Consider the following 17445-nt stretch of genomic DNA (forward strand, 5'->3'; position numbering starts at 1 on the left):
TGATCCGCCGTCCCTCTATCGCCGTGCTCCAGGATCCCCCAGTTCTCCGCGCAGCCGCTGGGCCCGCAGCACCAGTTCGAGTTCGAAGCGGCGGTCCGGGTCGTCGATCTCGTCGCCCCACAGCTCGCGTATCTGCCGTAATCGGTACCGCACCGTCTGCGGATGGACGCCCAGCCGCGCGGCCACCTCCGGCGCCCCGCCTCTGGTCTCCAGCCAGGCAAGTAACGTTTCCGCAAGCCGCCGCCCGTGTGTGGGGCCGCAGTGGGACAGAGGGGCCAGGCAGCGCAGCGCCAGGTCGTCGATCAGCTCCTCCGGCTGCAGCAGCACCAGCGCCTGGGTGTGCTCGGTGCAGTACAGCACCTCCCCGGCCGGCAGCAGCCCCCGCTCCATCAGCCCCACCGCCGCCTGCGCCCAGCGCAGCGACTTCGCGGCGTCGGTGAGCGCGACCGGTGGCCCGATCGCCCCGGCCCAGCCGGTCAGCGCCCGGTGCAGCAGCTCGGGGCGGCCGGCGGCGGCCGGATCGGGCACGACCATGCGGGGCTGCTCGTACTCCATGTCGAGCAGCACCCCCTGGCCCACCGCGGGCGCGACCGCCTCGCGCGCCGGGCGCAGCAGCACGCCGACGGCGACCCTGCCGGGCAGCGGCCAGCCGATCCGGGCCGCCCGCTCGGCGAGCGCGTCGGCGGCATCGCCCCGGCGCCGTTCGGCGAGCAGCAGCTCCATCAGCCGGCGCTGCAGCCGCAGCCGCTCCCCGGCCTGCCGGGCGGCGGCCTCGGCGTAGCCGCGTACGGACTGGTCGACCAGCCCGTCCAGGTACTCGTAGCCGGCGTCGACCAGCTCGTACATCGCGGGCGGCGGGATCTGCACACGCTGGCCGATGTCGGCGAAGCGCCGCCAGGCCAGGCGGACGCCCATGCGGTAGACCGCCTGGAGCGAGTCGAGGCTGCGGCCGTGCAGTCCCTCGCCGCGGCCGAACTCGTGGAAGACGCCCGGCGGGGCCGTGAGGCGGCCCGTCAGGTCCTCCGCGTTCTCCAGGTGCCGGACGAACACCTCGATCGCACGGCGGATGCCGACGAGCGCCAGGGGCTCGCCGCTCTCGTCGAGGACGACGGGCAGGTGCGGGTACTCGCGGCGGATCTCCCGCAGGATCTCCTCGGCGAGCCCGGGAGCCTCGGCCAAGGCGATCGCCGCGAAACGGCGGACCTGGAGGCGGGGTACGTCGTGCCAGGCCGACCGGGTGGGGACGGCGGCCGGGGGAGTGGCGGGCACGGGTCAACTCCCCTGGCCTGCTTGCTCGTAGGTGATCAAGGGGGTGTTCGGCTGGTCGGGGCGGGCGTCGAGCAGCGCGACGACGCCGAGGGCGGCGGCCACGGCGAGCGCGGCGCAGACGGCGGCGGTGAGCGCGGCGGCGAGCAGTCTGGACATCGCAGGGTCAGCCTCTCTGTCCGGCGAACCGGTCCGGAATCGCTCCGGCGGTCGCCCCACCCGGCATCCCACCCCTGCTGTCGTCAGCCAGTGTCGGCAGGACATTGACACTCCGTCAAGGGGCGCCTACGGTTCCCGCCTCACACCGCACGCGCACTTTCCTCCCCGGATTCTGGAGTGCCGGATGCGCCGTACTGCCTCACCTCTCTCCCTCATCCTGCTGGGCCTCGGCACGTTCCTGCTGGTCCTGGCCCCGATGCTGGCCTGGTACGTGACACCGCGGGCCGCCGTGAACCCGATCGACATCGACACGACCGCCGTCTACACCGGTACCGGCAGCTACTTCGACACCGACGCGATCCGGACCCTGCGCGGTCAGCGGATCACGGTCACCCAGCAGGTGCGCGGGGACGTCGAGGACAGTGAGCGCAGCGGGGACGCCGTGTGGGACGTGACGACGACGGTCGACACGGACAGGACGCTGCCGGCGGCCGATCCGCACGACGCGCTGGAGTTCTTCGCCAACCGCTGGGTGACGGACCGGAGGACCAACAAGCCGGTGCACTGCTGCCGGGAGAACCCGTACTTCGAGGGCGACGCCTATCTGAAGTTCCCCTTCGACGTGCGTAAACACTCCTATCAATGGTGGGACAACTCCCTGGGCTCGACGGTCGTGCTGCACTACGCGGGCACGAAGAAGGTCCAGGGCTACACCGGTTACCGCTTCACCGGCACGGTCCCCCCGACGAGGATCGGCACCCGGCTGGTGCCCGGCACCGTGGTCGACGAGCCGCGCCGGCCCCAGGTGCAGGCCGAGGAGTGGTACTCCAACCACGGCATCGAGCTGGTCGTGGACCAGCGCACCGGCCGGGTGATCTACGCCCAGGTGGGTCCGCGGCGCACCCTGCGCGCGCCGGGGACGGGGAGGGACGCGGTGGTGCTGCTGGACGCGCCGAAGCTGGGGTTCACCACGGCCACCCAGAAGGACCAGGTGCGGCAGGCGAGGCAGGAGAGCGGCCGTCTGCGCCTGGTGGGGCTGACGTTGCCGATCACGGCCGCCGTGACCGGACTCGTCCTCGCGGCGGTGGGGGGCGTTTTGGTGGTACGCGGACGCAGGCGTCCCGAAACGACCGGAACACCCACACCGGCCCTCACGATGTGACGATACGTCAGATCTAATAACCCCCGAAATTGTCACCCCGGTGAGTAGCCGTGGCGAACGGCTGGGCGAAAACTGTCCACCCCCACCCCAGCACAACCCGCCCACACCCCGCCCACACCCCACACGCAGACAGAGCCCAGGCTCCGCACAGAAAGACTCCCCCCACATCGAGACACCGGGTTCCGCACGGGTTCCCGACGCGGAGTCCGCCCTTCCGCCGAGTTTCCCCCCCCCAGATTTCCGCACCCCGAGACGAGTTGGAGCACCCATGCCCCAGCACGTGCCCTTCTCGCTGCGCGCCACGCTCCCCAGGGGCGTGCAGCACCACCCGGCGCTCCCCCCACAGCCGCGCCGGATCGTCTTCCTCGCCCACCGGGACCTCGGCAATCCGGCCGCCGGCGGTTCCGAGCTGCTGGTCGACCGGCTCGCCGACGGACTGACCCGGCTCGGCCACCAGGTCACCCTGCTGTGCGGCGGCCCCGCGTCCTACCGCGACTACCGGGTGGTCTCCGCGGGCGGCTCCTACGGCCACTACCTGCGCGCCCGCTCCGCCTTCGCCCGCCAGGTCGGTGAGAGCGACCTGCTGGTCGAGGTCTGCGACGGGATGCCGTACCTGGCGCCGCTGTGGCACCACGGCCCCACCCTGTGCCTGGTCAACCACGTGCACACCGACCTGTGGAGGATGCGGTTCGGCGGGCCGCTCGCCCCGGCCGCCCGGATCGGCCGAAGACTCGAACACTGGGCGCTGACCGGTGTGCAGCGGCGGAGTCTGCTGGTCGCGGTCTCCCCGTCCACGGCCCACGCGCTGCGCGCCATCGGCGTCGAACGGGAGCGCATCCGCGTGGTGCACAACGGCGTGGCGGAGCCGGGCCCGCGCGAAGAGCGCTCGCCCGAGCCGCTGTTCGTGGCGGTGGGCCGGCTGGTGGAGTACAAGCGGATCGACCTGCTGCTCAGGCTGTGGGAGCGGGTGCGCCCGGTCACCGGCGGCCGGCTGCTGGTCGTCGGCGACGGGCCCGAGCGCGCCCGTCTGGAGCGGCTCGCCGGTCCGGAGGTGGAGTTCACCGGTCATGTCTCCGAGGCCGACAAGCACCGCCTGCTGTGCGCGGCGTGGCTGCTGCTGCACCCCTCCGCGGTGGAGGGCTGGGGCCTGGTGGTGACCGAGGCGGCGGCCCGCGAGACCCCGGCGATCGCCTTCGACGTGCCGGGCCTGAGGGACTCGGTGGTGGACGGCGAGACGGGCGTGCTGGCCCGCGGCGAGTCCTCCTTCGCCGCGGCCTGGTGCACCCTGGCGCTGTCCGGGCACCGTCGCGAGCTCATGGGCAAGGCGGCCCGCGACCGCGCCGCCCGTTACCGCTGGCACCGCACCGTGCGGCAGTTCCGCGCGGTGGCCGCCGAGGCGGTGAGGAGCTGGGCGCCATGACCGGGCAGGGGCGTCCCGGCACCGGCCCGAAGGACCCCTCGATACGCCGGTCGGTGGCCCTCTTCCGTGCCTTCCTGCACGAGCAGGACGACCCCGACGCCTGCTACGCCCTGCTGGCCAGGGACGCCGCCGACCAGATCGAGGCCTGCGACGGCCCGCTCGCCGGCCGCACGGTGCTGGACGTGGGCGGCGGCAGCGGCCACTTCACCGCGGAGTTCCGCAGGCGCGGCGCCGACGCCTACCTGTTCGAACCGGACGTTCGGGAGCTGGGCGCCCGGCCGCCCGACGGGACGGTGGTCGCCGACGGGTATCTGCTGCCGCTGTCGGACGCGGTCGCCGACGTCACCTTCTCCTCCAACGTCCTGGAGCACGTGGCCGACCCGCAGACCTTCCTCAGCGAGCTGACCCGGGTGACCCGGCCCGGCGGGCTGATCTACGTGTCGTTCACCAACTGGCTCTCCCCGTGGGGCGGGCACGAGTGGGCGCCCTGGCACTACCTCGGCGCCGACCGGGCACGCGTCCGCTACGAGCGCCGTACCGGCCGGCCCGCCAAGCACAGCCTCGGCGAGAACCTGTTCGCCGTGCACATCGGGCCGACCCTGCGGCAGGTGCGCGCCCGCGGCGACGTCACGGTCGTCTCGGCGCGCTCCCGCTACTGGCCGTTCCTCGCCCGGGCCGTCGTCAGGGCGCCGGGCCTGCGCGAGTTCGCCACCTGGAACCTCCTCCTCATCCTGCGGCGGTGTCCCCGATGACAACCACCATCCAGGCTCCTCCCCCGGCAGACGTCCCCACCACCGCGGCCCGTTCGGGACCGCCGGAGGGCCCTCGGCCGCGGCGCTGGCTGCTGGGGTTCTGGACCGTGGTGTTCGTGCTGCTGCTCGCGGTGCACCCGGGCCGGCAGACCTTCGACACCAAGCTCGGCGTGACGGCCGACCCCGGGCAGTTCCTCTCCGACCTGGGCCAGTTGTGGCACGACCGGGGCTCCTTCGGCGGCATCCAGGACCAGTACGTCGGCTACCTCTGGCCGATGCTGCCGTTCTACTGGCTCGCCCACGCGATCCGGTTGCCCGTGTGGCTCGCCGAGCGGCTGTGGCTGTCGGTCATCGTGTCGGTCGCCTTCTGGGGCGCGCTGCGGCTCGCCGAGCGGCTGCGCGTGGGCAGCGGCGCCTCCCGGCTGCTCGCGGCGGTGGCGTACGCGCTGTGGCCGGTGTTCACGATCGTCGTCGGATCGACGTCGGCGGCCGCGCTGCCCGGTGCGCTGCTGCCATGGGTGCTGCTGCCGCTGACGGACGAGCGGTACGCCGCCCGGGTCGCGGCCCTGCGCTCGGCGCTGCTGGTGCCGTTCATGGGCGGCGTCAACGCGGCCGCGACCCTCGCCTCCCTGCTCCCGGCCGGCCTGTATCTGCTCTCCCGGCCGCCCGGGCCGCGCCGGCGCAGGCTGATCGCCTGGTGGGTGCCGGGTGTCGTCGTGGCCACGGCCTGGTGGTGGATACCGCTGCTGCTGCTCGGCGTCTACGGCGAGAACTTCCTTCCCTACGTGGAGACCTCGCAGACCACCACGGCCACCATGTCGGCCACGGAGGCACTGCGCGGCGCCGGGAACTGGGTGGCGTATCTGCACTTCGGGCAGGCCTGGCTGCCGGCGGGCTGGACGGTGGCGGCCTCCGTGGCCGTGATCGTCTGCTCGGCGCTCGCGGCGGGACTGGGGCTTGCGGGCCTGGCGCGGCGGGACATGCCGGAGCGGCGGTGGCTGGTACTGACCGTGCTGACGGTCGCGACGGTGCTGCTCGCCGGGTACGGCGGCGCGTTCGGCGGTCCCTTCCACGGGGTGGTGCAGGACTGGCTGAACGGCCCGCTGGTCCCCTTCCGCAACATCTACAAGTTCCAGCCGGGCCTCGCGCTGGCCCTCGTGCTCGGTCTCGCGCACCTCGTGGGCGTGGCGGCCGAGGACCGGGGCGCCCGTCCGGTGCGGGGCCGCCGGCTGGCCCCGCTGCTCGCGGCCGTTCTGGTCGTCCCCGGCCTCGCCTGGCCGTACCTCAACGGCTCGATCCTCAACCCCGGTTCCTTCCAGCGGCTCCCCGAGTACTGGACGGCCACGGCCGACTGGCTGCACACGTACTCCCCCGACTCCCGCGCCCTGGTCGTCCCCGCCACCGCGCACGGCCTCTACACCTGGGGCTCGCCCATCGACCAGCCCCTGGACGTGCTCGCGAAGTCCCGCTGGGCACAACGGGACTACGTGCCCTTCGGCACCCCCGGCAACCGGCGCGCCATGGACGCCGTCGAGCAGGCGCTGACGAGCGGGGGCGAGGTACCCGGGCTCGCCGACTACCTCAGCCGGGCCGGTGTCCACTACCTCGTGGTCCGCAACGACCTCGACCCCGACCAGATCGGCCAGGTGCCGACCACGACCGTCAAACGCACCCTGGAGCAGTCCGGCTACCGGCGGGTGACCGGCTTCGGTCCGGTCATGACGGGCGGCCGGATCGCGCACGGCACCCCGCTCCAGGTGGAGGGCCTCTACCCGCGGCAGCGGGCGGTGGAGATCTACGAGCCGGTGAGCCCGGACGTGCCCCGGCCGGGGCAGGCGCATCTGCTGCCGGTCGCGGACACCGCCGTCGTCTCCGGCGGGCCCGAGTCGCTGCTGCCGCTCGCGGCCGGGCTGCGCGGCCGGGCGACCGTGCTGACCGGCGACGGCCATCCCGGGCTCGGCTCCCCCGGACTCCAGGTCGTCGGGGACGGACTGCGGCGCGCGGACACACGGTTCGGGCTGGTCGGCGCCAACACCTCGTACACGTACACGAAGGGCGAGCGGAACGCGCCGGACGCCGTGCAGGACGCGGGCCGGCCGCCGCGCCAGATCCTGCCCGCGGGGGGCCTCGGCCACCAGACGGTCGCCGAGTTGCGCGGCGCCCGCTCGGTGACGGCGTCCTCGTCCGGCAACTGGCTCTTCCACCTGCCCCAGTACGACCCGGTGAACGCCTTCGACGGCGACCCGGACACGGCATGGGCGGCAGGAGCGCCGGGCTCGGCCGACGGGCAGTGGCTGCGGATCGCCTTCACGGGCACGTACGACATGCCGTCGTCGATCGAGGTGACCCCGCTGCCGCAGCAGGGCGCGAGGTCGGCGGCCACGAGGGTGCGGGTGGAGACCGGGCGGGGCTCGGCGACCAGCTTCCTGCGGCCCGACGGCATGACCCAGACCGTCAGGTCGCCGGCGGGCGCGACGACGTGGATGAAACTGACCGTCGTCGACTCGGTGGCCCGCCACGCCGGTCTCACCGGCGCGGGCTTCTCCGAGATCGCCCTGCCGCACGTCCGGGTGACCCGGCTGCTGCGGCTGCCCACGGACGCGGACGGCTCCGACGCCGCCGCCGGGATCGTCTCGCTGCACCGCACCCCCGACCCGACCGGCCTGTCCCCGGCGGGCAGCGAGACCGGTCTGCACCGTCGCTTCACGACGGGCACGGCGGGGACGTACGAGGTTACGGCGAGCGCGGTCCCGGTACCGGGCGAGCAACTCGACGAGCTGCTCTACGAGGTGGCCCCCGGGCAGTTGGACCGGGTCGTCGCCACGGCCGACTCCACGGCGGCGCTCGGCGCGGGTCTGTCGGCGCGCAACCTCACCGACGGCGACCTGACCACCGCGTGGATCGCCGGCGACCGGCCCACGATCCATCTGCGCTGGCAGGGCAGGCAGCCGGTGGGCGAGATCGTGCTGGCCCCCGCGGGCGGGCTGTCCACCCGGGCCGTGCAGGTGGACATCAGCTCCCCGGACGGGGCGACGACCGCGGGCGTCGACGTGAACGGCGTGGTCCGCTTTGACCCGATCACCACCGACCGGCTGGACATCACGGTCACCCGGACGGCCCCGCTGACCCTGCACAACCCGGTCGCCGACGACGACCTGCAACTGCCGGTGGGCCTCAGCGAGGCGTACGTCCCGGCGCTGGACCAGTACCGCACTCCGCAGCCGCCCGCGTCGAGGACGTTCTCGCTGCCGTGCGGCAGGGGCCCGGTGGTGGCCGTCGACGGAGAGCTGTACGGGACGGCCGTGAAGGGGACGGTACGGGACCTGGTGCAGCGCCGGGCGGTGGACGTGACGCTGTGCCGGGAGGGGCGGTCGGCTCCCTTACTGGAACTGGGCTCCGGCACGCACACCCTGGAGGGCGGCGACGCCGGTCCGCTCGCGCTGACCGATGTGACGCTCACCCGCGGGACGGTGGCGCCCGCCGCCGCTGCGGGTCGCGAGCTGCGGATACGGGACTGGCTGGGCGACCGGCGCGAGGTGAGCGTCGGTTCGGGCGCGGCCGTGTACCTGACGACGTACGAGAACTACAACGACGGCTGGAGGGCCACGCTGAACGGCAGGGAGCTGTCGCCGGTGCGTCTGGACGGCTGGCAGCAGGGGTGGCGGGTTCCGGCCGGGCAGGGCGGCACGGTGAGGCTGTCGTACGAGCCCGCGACGACGTACGAGGGCGGCCTGATCGGCAGCGGGGTGGCGCTGGCCGCCCTGGTGGGCCTGGCCCTTCGGCGCCGGCGCGAGCCCAACCCCGATGCGCCGCAGCCGGTCCCGCCGCCGCCCGGTCTGTGGCTCGGCACGGTGGCGTTGACACTGGTGGGCGTGGTGATCGCAGGGTGGCCGGCACTGCTGGTGCCGGCGCTGGCCCTGCTGGCGGACCGCCGGCACAGGCTGCTGGTGCCGATCGCCTTCGCCGCCCTCGCGGGGGCGGGGATCGCGGCGGCCACGGGCGCCGGTGAACCGGCGGCCGCGGGCGCGGGGGCGTTCGGGCACGCGGCCCAACTGCTGGCTCTGACCGGGCTGTTCGCGGGTCTGGTGAGCGTCCGGGAGCCGGTTCCGGAGCCGGGGGAACCCGGGCGCGGACCCGATGAGCCTGGGCCGGCCGCCGTACCGCCACCGGCGGCCGCCGGACCGGCGCCGCAGGCCGCGGCCCGGCCGTTGCCACACCGACCGGCCGCCGCCCCGCCGGCCCCGGAGCCGCCCTGGCCGCCACGCCCCGGCCACGACTCCCCGAGCCCCGGCTCCGGGAGCGCGGACCCGGGGACTCCGAGCCCGGACCCCGAGGCTCCGAGCCCGCGCTCCGGGCCTCCTGGCCCCGGCCCCGGGACCTCGTCCCTCGGCTCCGCACCCCTTGGGCGTGACTCCGGGCTCCCCGGCCGCGAACCCCCGTCGCCGAACCCCGGGTCCGGGGCCCTGGTCCCCGGACCCGGGCGTACGGGCCCCGGCTCCGGGCGTACGGGCCCCGGCTCCGGGCTCCGGGCGGCACCGGCCGGCGAGCCGGAGGACACCGGGGGGACGCGGGAGGAGGGCCGGTGACCGCGCTGGAACACCGCGCCGGCGGTCCCTCGCGGCGGCCGGTGCGCATTCCGTTCCCGGTGGTGGACGAGGTGGCCCGGCACTGCCTGCAGGAGGCGGAACCGGAGACGGTCCACATCGAGGTCCGCCTCCCGGGCCCGCTGGACCCGCCCCGGCTGCGGGCGGCCTTCGCCGAGGCCCTGCACCGCCACCCGCGCATCCTCATGCGCCAGGCCCCGCGGCCCTGGTACAGCCGCGGCTACGAGTGGGAGCTGACCCCCGAGCCGGACGTGGAGGCGGTGAGTTTCCCGCCGCCGGACCGGGACGCGCTGAAGCACGCCAGGCAGCGGGCCCTGGACTTCGCACCGCCGCTGACGGCCGCACCGCCGGTGCGGCTGGAGGTGGTCACCGCGAACCGGGCGGCGGGCGGCGACTCGGATTGCCCGCCCGGCACGGTGCTCTTCCTCACCATCAACCACACCGCCCTCGACGGCCCCGCCTGCCTTCGCGTGCTGGCGACCGCGGCCGAGGTGTACGGCGGCCGGGACAACTCCCCGGCGGCACCCCCCACCCGGCCCCCCGAGGCCCCCCAGGAGCAGCCGGCCACCCCCTCCACCTGGGCCCCGCCCGCCCGGGTCGCCCCCGGCACCCCTGAGCCCTCCCCCGGCAACGGCGTGCTGGTCGCCGAACTCGCCCTCCCGCACCGCCCCAGGGGCGCCCCCTACACCGTCAACGACCAGCTCATGGCCGGCACCGCGCTGACGATCGCGCACTGGAACCGGGAGCACGGCGCCCGCCCCCGCCCGATGCGTATCACGATGCCCGTGGACGACCGCCCCCGCGATCACACCATGCCCATCGGCAACGGCACCCGCCTCGTCGAAGTCCCCTTCGCACCAGGTGAGTTGACCGCGGACGACATTCCCGGCCTGCTGCGCCGCACGGCGCTGCGCACCCGCGCCCTGAAGTCCCTGCCGCGCCCCCAGCTCGGCCACGGCGCGGCCCTGCTCACCACCCGCTGGGCGCCGGTGGGCGTACGGGCCGCCCTCACCCGGGGACTGCGCCGGGCCGCCGCGCCCTGGACGTCCACCACGCTGCTCAGCAACATCGGGCGCGTCCCCTACCCGCTGGACTTCGGCGAGGAGGCGGGGCGGGCACACGCCGTGTGGTTCTCGGCCCCGGCCCGGATGCCGCGCGGCCTGACCGTCACCACCGCCTCCACGGCCGGCCGGCTCCACCTGGCCCTGCGCTGGTCCCGCACCCTGCTCGGCCAGGGCGACGGCGCCCATCTGCGCGACCTGTTCGAGCACTACCTGCACCTGACGCAGGAGGGCACACCGGCGACAGGCGAGGAGACGCCACCCACGCGGAAGGGCATGCCATGACCACCACCGCCCCGGTGCGCCGGGAACTGCGCGACTTCTACGAGGACCCGGCCGTCCCCGTCGCCTCCGGCACCCCACGCAGCCTGCGCCAGGCCCGGCTCCTCGCCGGCGTCCTGGGCCCGGCCACCGACGGGGTGCGCACCGTCCTCGACATCGGCTGCGGCGACGGCACCGCGGCCGCCACCGCCGCCCCGCTGCTCTCCGGCCACCGCATCGTCGGCGTCGACTGGTCCCAGGACGCGCTGCGGCGCGCCCAGCCCAGGCTGCCGTACGCGGTGCGCGGCGAACTCACCGGCGGCGGGCTGCCGTTGCGGACCGCATGCGCCGACGCGGTGCTGTTCAGCGAGGTGATCGAGCACCTCGTCGACCCCGACGCGGCCCTGGACGAGATCCGCCGTGTGCTGCGCCCGGGAGGCCATCTCATGCTCTCCACCCCGAACCTGGCCGCCTGGTACAACCGCGCGCTGCTCCTGGCCGGGGTCCAGCCGGTGTTCTCCGAGGTCAGCCTGCGGGCGATCCACGGCCGCCCGGGCACGCAGGTCGTGGGTCACCTGCGGCTGTACACGGCCCGCGCGCTCAGGGAGTTCGTGGCCGCGGCCGGATTCGAGGTCATGGGGCTCACGGGCGCCCCCTTCCACGGCGTACCGCGTGCACTGCGGAGGCTGGACCGGCTGGCCTGCGCCAGAGCCTCCCTCGCCTCCATCCTGCTGCTGCACGCGCGAAGGACGTAGCGCCGTGTGGTGGGGAGTGGCCGCGGCACTGCTGGCGAACGTGCTGTACAGCACCGGGTTCGTGCTGGAGAAACGGGCCCTTGCCGCACTGCCCGAGGTGTCCGTGCGGCGGCCGCTGCGGCTGCTGCGGATGGTGCTGGGCAGCCCGCTGTGGATCGGCGGGTCGCTGGCCCTGGCGGCCGGTTTCGGGGCGCAGCTCGTCGTCTACCGGACGCTGCCGATCGCCGCCGCGCAGGGCATCTTCGTCTCCGGTCTGGTGCTGCTCGTGCTGCTGTCCGCGCGGCTGCTGGGCGAGGAGACCACCGGCCGGGAACGGTACGCGCTCGGCGCGATCCTGTTGGCGCTGCTGATGGTGGTGCTGTCGCTGGACCAGCACTCCGACACCGTGGGCCGGGACGCCCCGTATCCGCTGGTGCTGCTGGTGTGCGTGCCGTCGCTGTGGGGCGGCGTCGCGCTGTACCGGGCCACCGAGCGCCGCACCGGGCACCGGCACCGCCGGCCGGCCACCGGTGTCGAGTACGGCGTGGCGGTGGGGCTGCTCTACGGGGTCAGCTCGCTCGCCGTCAAGGGCGTCTCCGGCCGTCTGAGCGCCGGGGACGGTCCGGGCGGCGTGGTGGCGGGCGTGCTGCGCTCCCCGTACCCGTATCTGCTGCTGTTCACCGGCGCGTTCGGCCTCGTCATGTCGCAGGCGGCGCTGCAGCGCTGCCGGGCCTCGCTGATCGTGCCCGTCTGCACGACCGTGACGTGCCTGTTCACGGCGGTGCTCGGCACGCTGGCGTTCGGCGAGGCGCTGCCGCACCACCCGCTGCGGCTGGCCCTGCGCATCACGGGCACGGCCCTGGCGGTGGCCGTGCTGCTGGCCATGCCCAAGCACGACACCGCTCCCCGACCTCCCGACGGTGCCAAGGAGTCGACACCCCCCATGAACCCCGACGACCCGTTGCTGAAGATCCTGGCCTGCCCGCTCGACAAGGGCCCGCTGCACCTGCTGTCCGAGGAGGCGCTCTACAACCCGAGGCTGCGCCGCCGCTACCCGATCGTCGACGGCATCCCGCAGTTGCTGCCGGCGTCCGGGGAGCAGGTCCCGGACGACGAGCACGAGGAGCTCCTGAAGCGGATGGCCCGATGAACCGACCACCCACCCTGGCCGCCCGGCTGGCCCCGCTGCTGCCCGCCCGCCTGGTGGCCGCGGCCGCCCGGGCGGTGTACCCGCGCTTTGAACCGGAGCTGGCGCGGCTGGGCGAGCTGTGCCCGCCGGACTGCGGTACGGCGGTGGACGTGGGCGGCTGGTACGGCCCGTGGACGCACCGCCTGGCGGCCCGCGCCCGCCGGGTGGTGACCGTGGAACCGGTGCCGCACCTGGCGCGGCTGCTGGCCGCGGCGACGCCGGCGAACGTGCGGGTGATCCAGGCCGCCGCGGCCGACCGGCCCGGCCCCGCCCGCCTGTGGCTGCCGCCGGACGACGCGGGCGACCGGGGCGTGTCCTCGCTGGTCCGGCGGGACATCCACGCCCGCGCACTGCCGGTCGAGCGCGTCGCCCTCGACGACCTGGGGCTGCGCGAGGTCGGTTTCGTCAAGGTCGACGTGGACGGCAGCGAGCTGGCGGTGCTGCGCGGCGCGACCGGTCTGCTGGCCCGCGACCGCCCGGCCCTCTTCGTCGAGCTGGAGACCCGTATCCAGCCGGTCGGGCCGGTGGTGCGGTACCTGGAGCTGCTGGGTTACGCGGGCTGGGTGCTGCCGGGCGCCGACTGGCTCCCGCTGGCCTCCTTCCCGCTGGCGGAACACCAGGCGCGGACGGCGCACGTCGCCCAGCACGGCCTGCTGCGCCGGGTGCTGCCCTTCCGCGGCCCTCGCTACGTCAACTCGGTGCTGTTCCTGCCGGACGGCCGCCGACCCGGCGGGGGCCGGGTGGACGCGGCCCGGGTGGACGCGGCCCGGGTGGACGCGGCCCGGGTGAGCGACGATGGATGCCATGCCGACGCCCTCCGGAAAGCGCCCCGGGCACCCCGCTAGCCCCTTCACCCCGCTCGACTTCCAGCTGGTGCTGCTGCGCCGCATGGCCGACCACAATCCGGACCTGGTGGAGGACGCCCGCCACGAGCTGGGCGTCTCCATCGCCGGGATGCGGGAGGCCAACAAGCGCTGGCAGGCGATGCTGCACTCCCCCCGGGCCCGCGCGGCCGCCTCGAGGTACCGCTCGATCCTCGGCGAGCCGGAGTCGGCGACCGCCCGCCGCGTCGGCGACCTGGACTGCGAGGCCCGGCAGTGGCCGCTCCCCCTCTGGCCCGGCCTGCGCTTCGAGGTGCTGGTCGGGGCGAACGGGCAGGTCTGGAACGAGTGGCTGGTCCGCGCCCCGGACGCCAAGGCCCCGGATCTGCGGACCGTCGAGGACCTCACTCCCTGGTCCTGCACGGTCGACGAGGCCGCCCGGGCCTTCGCCCCCGCCCGCCCCCTGGAGGGCACCGCCCCCACCCGCTGGGGCCTGGCGTTCACCGCCCCCGACGCGCGAGGTGTACGGCGAGAGGTGACCGCCGAGTTCACCTGGGGCCTGTTGCAGCGGACCCGGATCAGCGAGCCGTAGTTCGTCGTCGAGCCGGCCTTCGGGGCCGGCGCCCGGTTCGCCGGCCGAGGTACCGCCTGTCGGTGTTCCGGCGCAACACGTCGGCCGGATCGGCGAGCCGCGTCACCTTCGCGCACCGCCCGGCTGCGCGCCGTGGTCGTAGGTGGCGAGTGCGACACGGGACACGGCGGGCTCCCTCTGCGTACGGTGGTTCGGGCTGCGTACGGCGGTTCGGGCGGATCGAGGGATCGCAGGCCAACAACCGCCGCGGCCTTCGAAACACCTGTGACCGGCATCAAGTCCGGGCGGTGACGGATCTCGCCGGGCGTGGGGTAGGAACGGAGGGGCCGTCCCCGGCAGCATCGTTCCCAGCAGGTCCGCAAGCCGTCGAGAGTCGCAAGGAGTCCGCCGCGTGTCCTCCCTCTTTCCCGCCCTGACGGGCGATCCCGGCGAGCGAGTCGCCCTGCGGTTCGATGACCGGTCGCTGACGTATGCGGAGCTCGCGGCGGCGGCCGGGGCCGTCGGTGGGCGGGTGCGCGGCCGGACGCGGGTCGCCGTGTGGGCCACTCCGACGCTGGAGACGGCCGTCGCGGTGGTGGGCACGCTGCTGGCCGGCGTGGCCGCCGTGCCGCTCAACCCGCAGTCGGGCGAGAAGGAGCTCGGGCACATCCTGGCCGACAGCGCGCCGTCGCTGGTGCTGGCCGGGCCCGGGGAGGAACTGCCCTCCGCACTGGCCGGCCTGGAGCGCGCCGACGTCGACGTACGCGGCACCGGTGCCGTTCCCGGTCCCCTTCCCGGGGACCGCGGCGCCGGCGACGGCGACCCGGCCTTCGTCGTCTACACCTCCGGCACCACCGGGCCGCCCAAGGGTGCGGTCATTCCGCGCCGGGCCCTCGCGGCCACCCTGGACGCACTCGCCGACGCCTGGCAGTGGACGGGCGCGGACGTGCTGGTGCAGGGGCTGCCGCTGTTCCATGTGCACGGGCTGGTGCTGGGCATCCTCGGGCCGCTGCGGCGGGGCGGGACCGTGCGGCATCTGGGGAGGTTCACGACCGGGGGCGTGGCCCGCGAGCTGAACGGCGGGGCGACCATGTTCTTCGGGGTACCCACCATGTACCACCGGATCGCGGAGGCACTGCCCGGCGATCCGGAGCTGGCCAAGGCGCTCTCGGGCGCGCGGCTGCTGGTCTCCGGGTCCGCCGCGCTGCCCGTGCACGACCACGAGCGGATCGCCGCGGCGACCGGACGCCGGGTGATCGAGCGGTACGGCATGACGGAGACGCTGATGAACACCAGCGTGCGGGCCGACGGGGAGGCCCGCGCGGGGACGGTCGGCGTTCCGCTGCCGGGCGTCGAGCTGCGGCTGGTGGAGGAGGACGGTACGGCGATCACGGCGTACGACGGGGAGACGGTCGGCGAGATCCAGGTGCGCGGGCCGAACCTGTTCACCGAGTACCTGAACCGGCCCGACGCGACGGCCGCCGCCTTCACCGCCGACGGCTTCTTCCGCACCGGGGACATGGCGGTGCGCGACCCGGACGGCTACGTCCGCATCGTCGGCCGGAAGGCCACCGACCTGATCAAGAGCGGTGGTTACAAGATCGGCGCCGGTGAGATCGAGAACGCTCTCCTCGAACACCCCGCCGTGCGCGAGGCCGCCGTCACCGGGGAGCCGGACGCCGACCTCGGGGAGCGGATCGTCGCCTGGATCGTCCCGACCGATCCGCAGTCCCCGCCCGGCGCCGGAGAGCTGGCCGATCATGTCGCCCGCCGGCTCGCCCCGCACAAACGGCCCCGTGCCGTCCGGCTCCTGGACTCCCTGCCCCGCAACGACATGGGGAAGATCATGAAGCGGGCGCTGCCCCATGGGTGAGCGGCTCTCCGCCCGGCAGGCGATCGCCCTCGTCACCGACGACTTCGCCGAACTGCCCGCCGTCATACGTGAGTACACGCCCGACGGCCCGCTCGGCTGGCAGGGCTACGACGCCTCGCGCGCCCGCGCCGCCGAGCGCACCGGCGAGCGTGAGTCCGTGGTGTGCGGCACCGGGCGCGTCCAGGGCACGCCGGCCGTGCTGATCGCCTTCGAGTTCGGCTTCCTCGGCGGCTCGCTGGGCGAACGCACCGGCGACCGCCTGGAGTCCGCGTACGCACACGCCCGCGAACACCGCCTGCCGGTCGTCCCGCTGATCGCCACCGGCGGCAGCCGGATGCAGGAGGGCATGCTCGCCCTCACCCAGCTCCAGCGCATGGCCCGCCAGGCGGCGCTCACCCGGGCGGCCGGGCTGCCGCAGATCGCCGTGCTGCGCGACCCCACGACGGGCGGCGGCTGGGCCACCCTCGGCGCGGGCGCGGACGTGGTGCTCGCCCTGCCCGGCGCCCAGGTCGGCTTCGCCGGCTCCCGCGTCCGGCCGGCGGACGCCGATCCGGCGGCGTACACGGCCGAGGCGCAGCTCGCGGCGGGCTCGGCGGACGCCGTCGTACCGGCCGGGGAGCTGCGGGAGACGCTGGGGCTGTGGCTTCGCCTCCTGACCAGGCCGTCCACGGCCGCGGCACCGCCACCGCACGCCCTGCCGACACCCGGCGGCCCATCCTCCGGCCGGGCCGACGCAACCGGCGCGGACCGCGCCCCCGGTGCGCGCCGGACGGCACCGGCCGGCCCACACCCCGCGTCCGGCGCAGCGGCGGGCGGCTCCCCGCGGCATCCCAGTCCGCCCGCCGCCGGGCCTCTGCGGCCGCCCACCGCCGACCCTCCCGCCACCGTCCTGCCCGCCACCGGCTGGGAGGCCGTGCGGCGCGCCCGCGCCCCCGAGCGCCCCCGCGCCGCGCGGTATCTGGACGCCTACTTCACCCGGCGGGCGGCCCTGCACGGCGACCGCTGCGGCGGCACCGACGACGGCATGCTCTGCGGCTTCGGCGAGCACCAGGGCCGTACCGTCGCCTACGCCGCCCAGACCGGCACCGCCACCCGCCCCGCCGGCTACCGCGCCGCCGCCCGGCTGGTCCGGCTCGCGGACCGGCTCGGCATTCCGGTCCTGACCCTGGTGGACACCCCGGGAGCCGCCAACGACGCCGAGGCGGAGCGGCAGGGCGCCGGGGCCGCGATCGCCGGCCTGTTCGGCGCGGTGGCGTCCGCCCGTACGCCGATCACCACGCTGGTGATCGGCGAGGGCGGCTCGGGCGGCGCCCTCGCCCTGGCCGCGCCCGGCAACACCTGGGCCACGGCGGACAGCTATTTCTCGGTGATCGCCCCGGAGCTCGCGGCCGCGATCCTCAAGCGCCCGCCGGGCCGGGCGCCCGACACGGCCGACGAGCTCCGTATCCGCCCCCAGGACCTGCTGGAACTCGGTGTGATCCGGGGCATCGTCGGCCACGGGTGACGTGCCTTCACCCGGCCCCTGCCCCACCCGGCCCCCTTGAACAGGCGCCCGCTCCCCCACCCCCGCAG

The 17445-nt window shown here is 75.1% G+C and carries 13 protein-coding genes and 1 pseudogene; 12 read left to right on the forward strand and 2 right to left on the reverse strand.

Annotated features, from left to right (window positions below; genetic code table 11):
* Positions 1-15: 15 nt before the first annotated feature.
* Together ACH4UM_RS06240 and ACH4UM_RS06245 are read right to left on the reverse strand one after the other, a co-directional pair.
* Positions 16-1269: a helix-turn-helix domain-containing protein gene (locus tag ACH4UM_RS06240; protein WP_398174318.1), complete on the reverse strand. Its 1254-nt coding sequence runs from the start codon at positions 1267-1269 to the stop codon at positions 16-18.
* Positions 1270-1272: 3 nt separating this feature from the next.
* Positions 1273-1425 carry a hypothetical protein gene (locus ACH4UM_RS06245; RefSeq protein ID WP_398174321.1) on the reverse strand — a complete coding sequence of 51 codons (153 nt, stop codon included), beginning with the start codon at positions 1423-1425 and terminating at the stop codon, positions 1273-1275.
* A 184-nt stretch (positions 1426-1609) separates the two neighbouring features.
* Here ACH4UM_RS06245 and ACH4UM_RS06250 point away from each other — a divergent pair, with 184 nt between their 5' ends.
* From ACH4UM_RS06250 to ACH4UM_RS06305, 12 genes and pseudogenes are all read left to right on the forward strand, one after another.
* Positions 1610-2587 carry a DUF3068 domain-containing protein gene (locus ACH4UM_RS06250; RefSeq protein ID WP_398174324.1) on the forward strand — a complete coding sequence of 326 codons (978 nt, stop codon included), beginning with the start codon at positions 1610-1612 and terminating at the stop codon, positions 2585-2587.
* Between the two features lie 268 nt (positions 2588-2855).
* Positions 2856-4007: a glycosyltransferase family 4 protein gene (locus ACH4UM_RS06255; protein ID WP_398174327.1), complete on the forward strand. Its 1152-nt coding sequence runs from the start codon at positions 2856-2858 to the stop codon at positions 4005-4007.
* Positions 4004-4759: a class I SAM-dependent methyltransferase gene (locus tag ACH4UM_RS06260; RefSeq protein WP_398174330.1), complete on the forward strand. Its 756-nt coding sequence runs from the start codon at positions 4004-4006 to the stop codon at positions 4757-4759. The genes ACH4UM_RS06255 and ACH4UM_RS06260 overlap by 4 nt, the downstream gene beginning before the upstream one ends.
* Positions 4756-9345: an alpha-(1->3)-arabinofuranosyltransferase family protein gene (locus ACH4UM_RS06265; RefSeq protein WP_398174333.1), complete on the forward strand. Its 4590-nt coding sequence runs from the start codon at positions 4756-4758 to the stop codon at positions 9343-9345. Before ACH4UM_RS06260 ends, ACH4UM_RS06265 begins: the two co-directional genes overlap by 4 nt.
* Positions 9342-10709, forward strand: a complete 1368-nt coding sequence (locus ACH4UM_RS06270) for a condensation protein (RefSeq protein ID WP_398174336.1) — start codon at positions 9342-9344, stop codon at positions 10707-10709. Before ACH4UM_RS06265 ends, ACH4UM_RS06270 begins: the two co-directional genes overlap by 4 nt.
* Positions 10706-11440 carry a methyltransferase domain-containing protein gene (locus ACH4UM_RS06275; protein ID WP_398174339.1) on the forward strand — a complete coding sequence of 245 codons (735 nt, stop codon included), beginning with the start codon at positions 10706-10708 and terminating at the stop codon, positions 11438-11440. The genes ACH4UM_RS06270 and ACH4UM_RS06275 overlap by 4 nt, the downstream gene beginning before the upstream one ends.
* Positions 11441-11456: 16 nt before the next feature.
* Positions 11457-12362, forward strand: a pseudogene (locus ACH4UM_RS06280) (hypothetical protein); the annotation flags it as partial.
* Positions 12363-12569, forward strand: a complete 207-nt coding sequence (locus tag ACH4UM_RS06285) for a Trm112 family protein (RefSeq protein WP_398175039.1) — start codon at positions 12363-12365, stop codon at positions 12567-12569. It begins immediately after the preceding pseudogene.
* Positions 12566-13453 (forward strand): FkbM family methyltransferase, encoded by an 888-nt coding sequence (locus ACH4UM_RS06290; RefSeq protein ID WP_398174342.1) that lies wholly within the window; start codon positions 12566-12568, stop codon positions 13451-13453. The genes ACH4UM_RS06285 and ACH4UM_RS06290 overlap by 4 nt, the downstream gene beginning before the upstream one ends.
* Positions 13404-14021 (forward strand): hypothetical protein, encoded by a 618-nt coding sequence (locus ACH4UM_RS06295; RefSeq protein ID WP_398174345.1) that lies wholly within the window; start codon positions 13404-13406, stop codon positions 14019-14021. Before ACH4UM_RS06290 ends, ACH4UM_RS06295 begins: the two co-directional genes overlap by 50 nt.
* Positions 14022-14412: 391 nt before the next feature.
* Entirely contained in the window at positions 14413-15873 is a 1461-nt protein-coding gene (locus tag ACH4UM_RS06300; protein WP_398174348.1) for an acyl-CoA synthetase, read from the forward strand.
* Positions 15866-17377, forward strand: a complete 1512-nt coding sequence (locus ACH4UM_RS06305) for a carboxyl transferase domain-containing protein (protein WP_398174351.1) — start codon at positions 15866-15868, stop codon at positions 17375-17377. The genes ACH4UM_RS06300 and ACH4UM_RS06305 overlap by 8 nt, the downstream gene beginning before the upstream one ends.
* The last annotated feature ends 68 nt before the right edge of the window (positions 17378-17445 follow it).

This window comes from Streptomyces sp. NPDC020801 (assembly GCF_044334385.1).
In the GTDB taxonomy this organism is placed as follows: Bacteria; Actinomycetota; Actinomycetes; order Streptomycetales; family Streptomycetaceae; genus Streptomyces.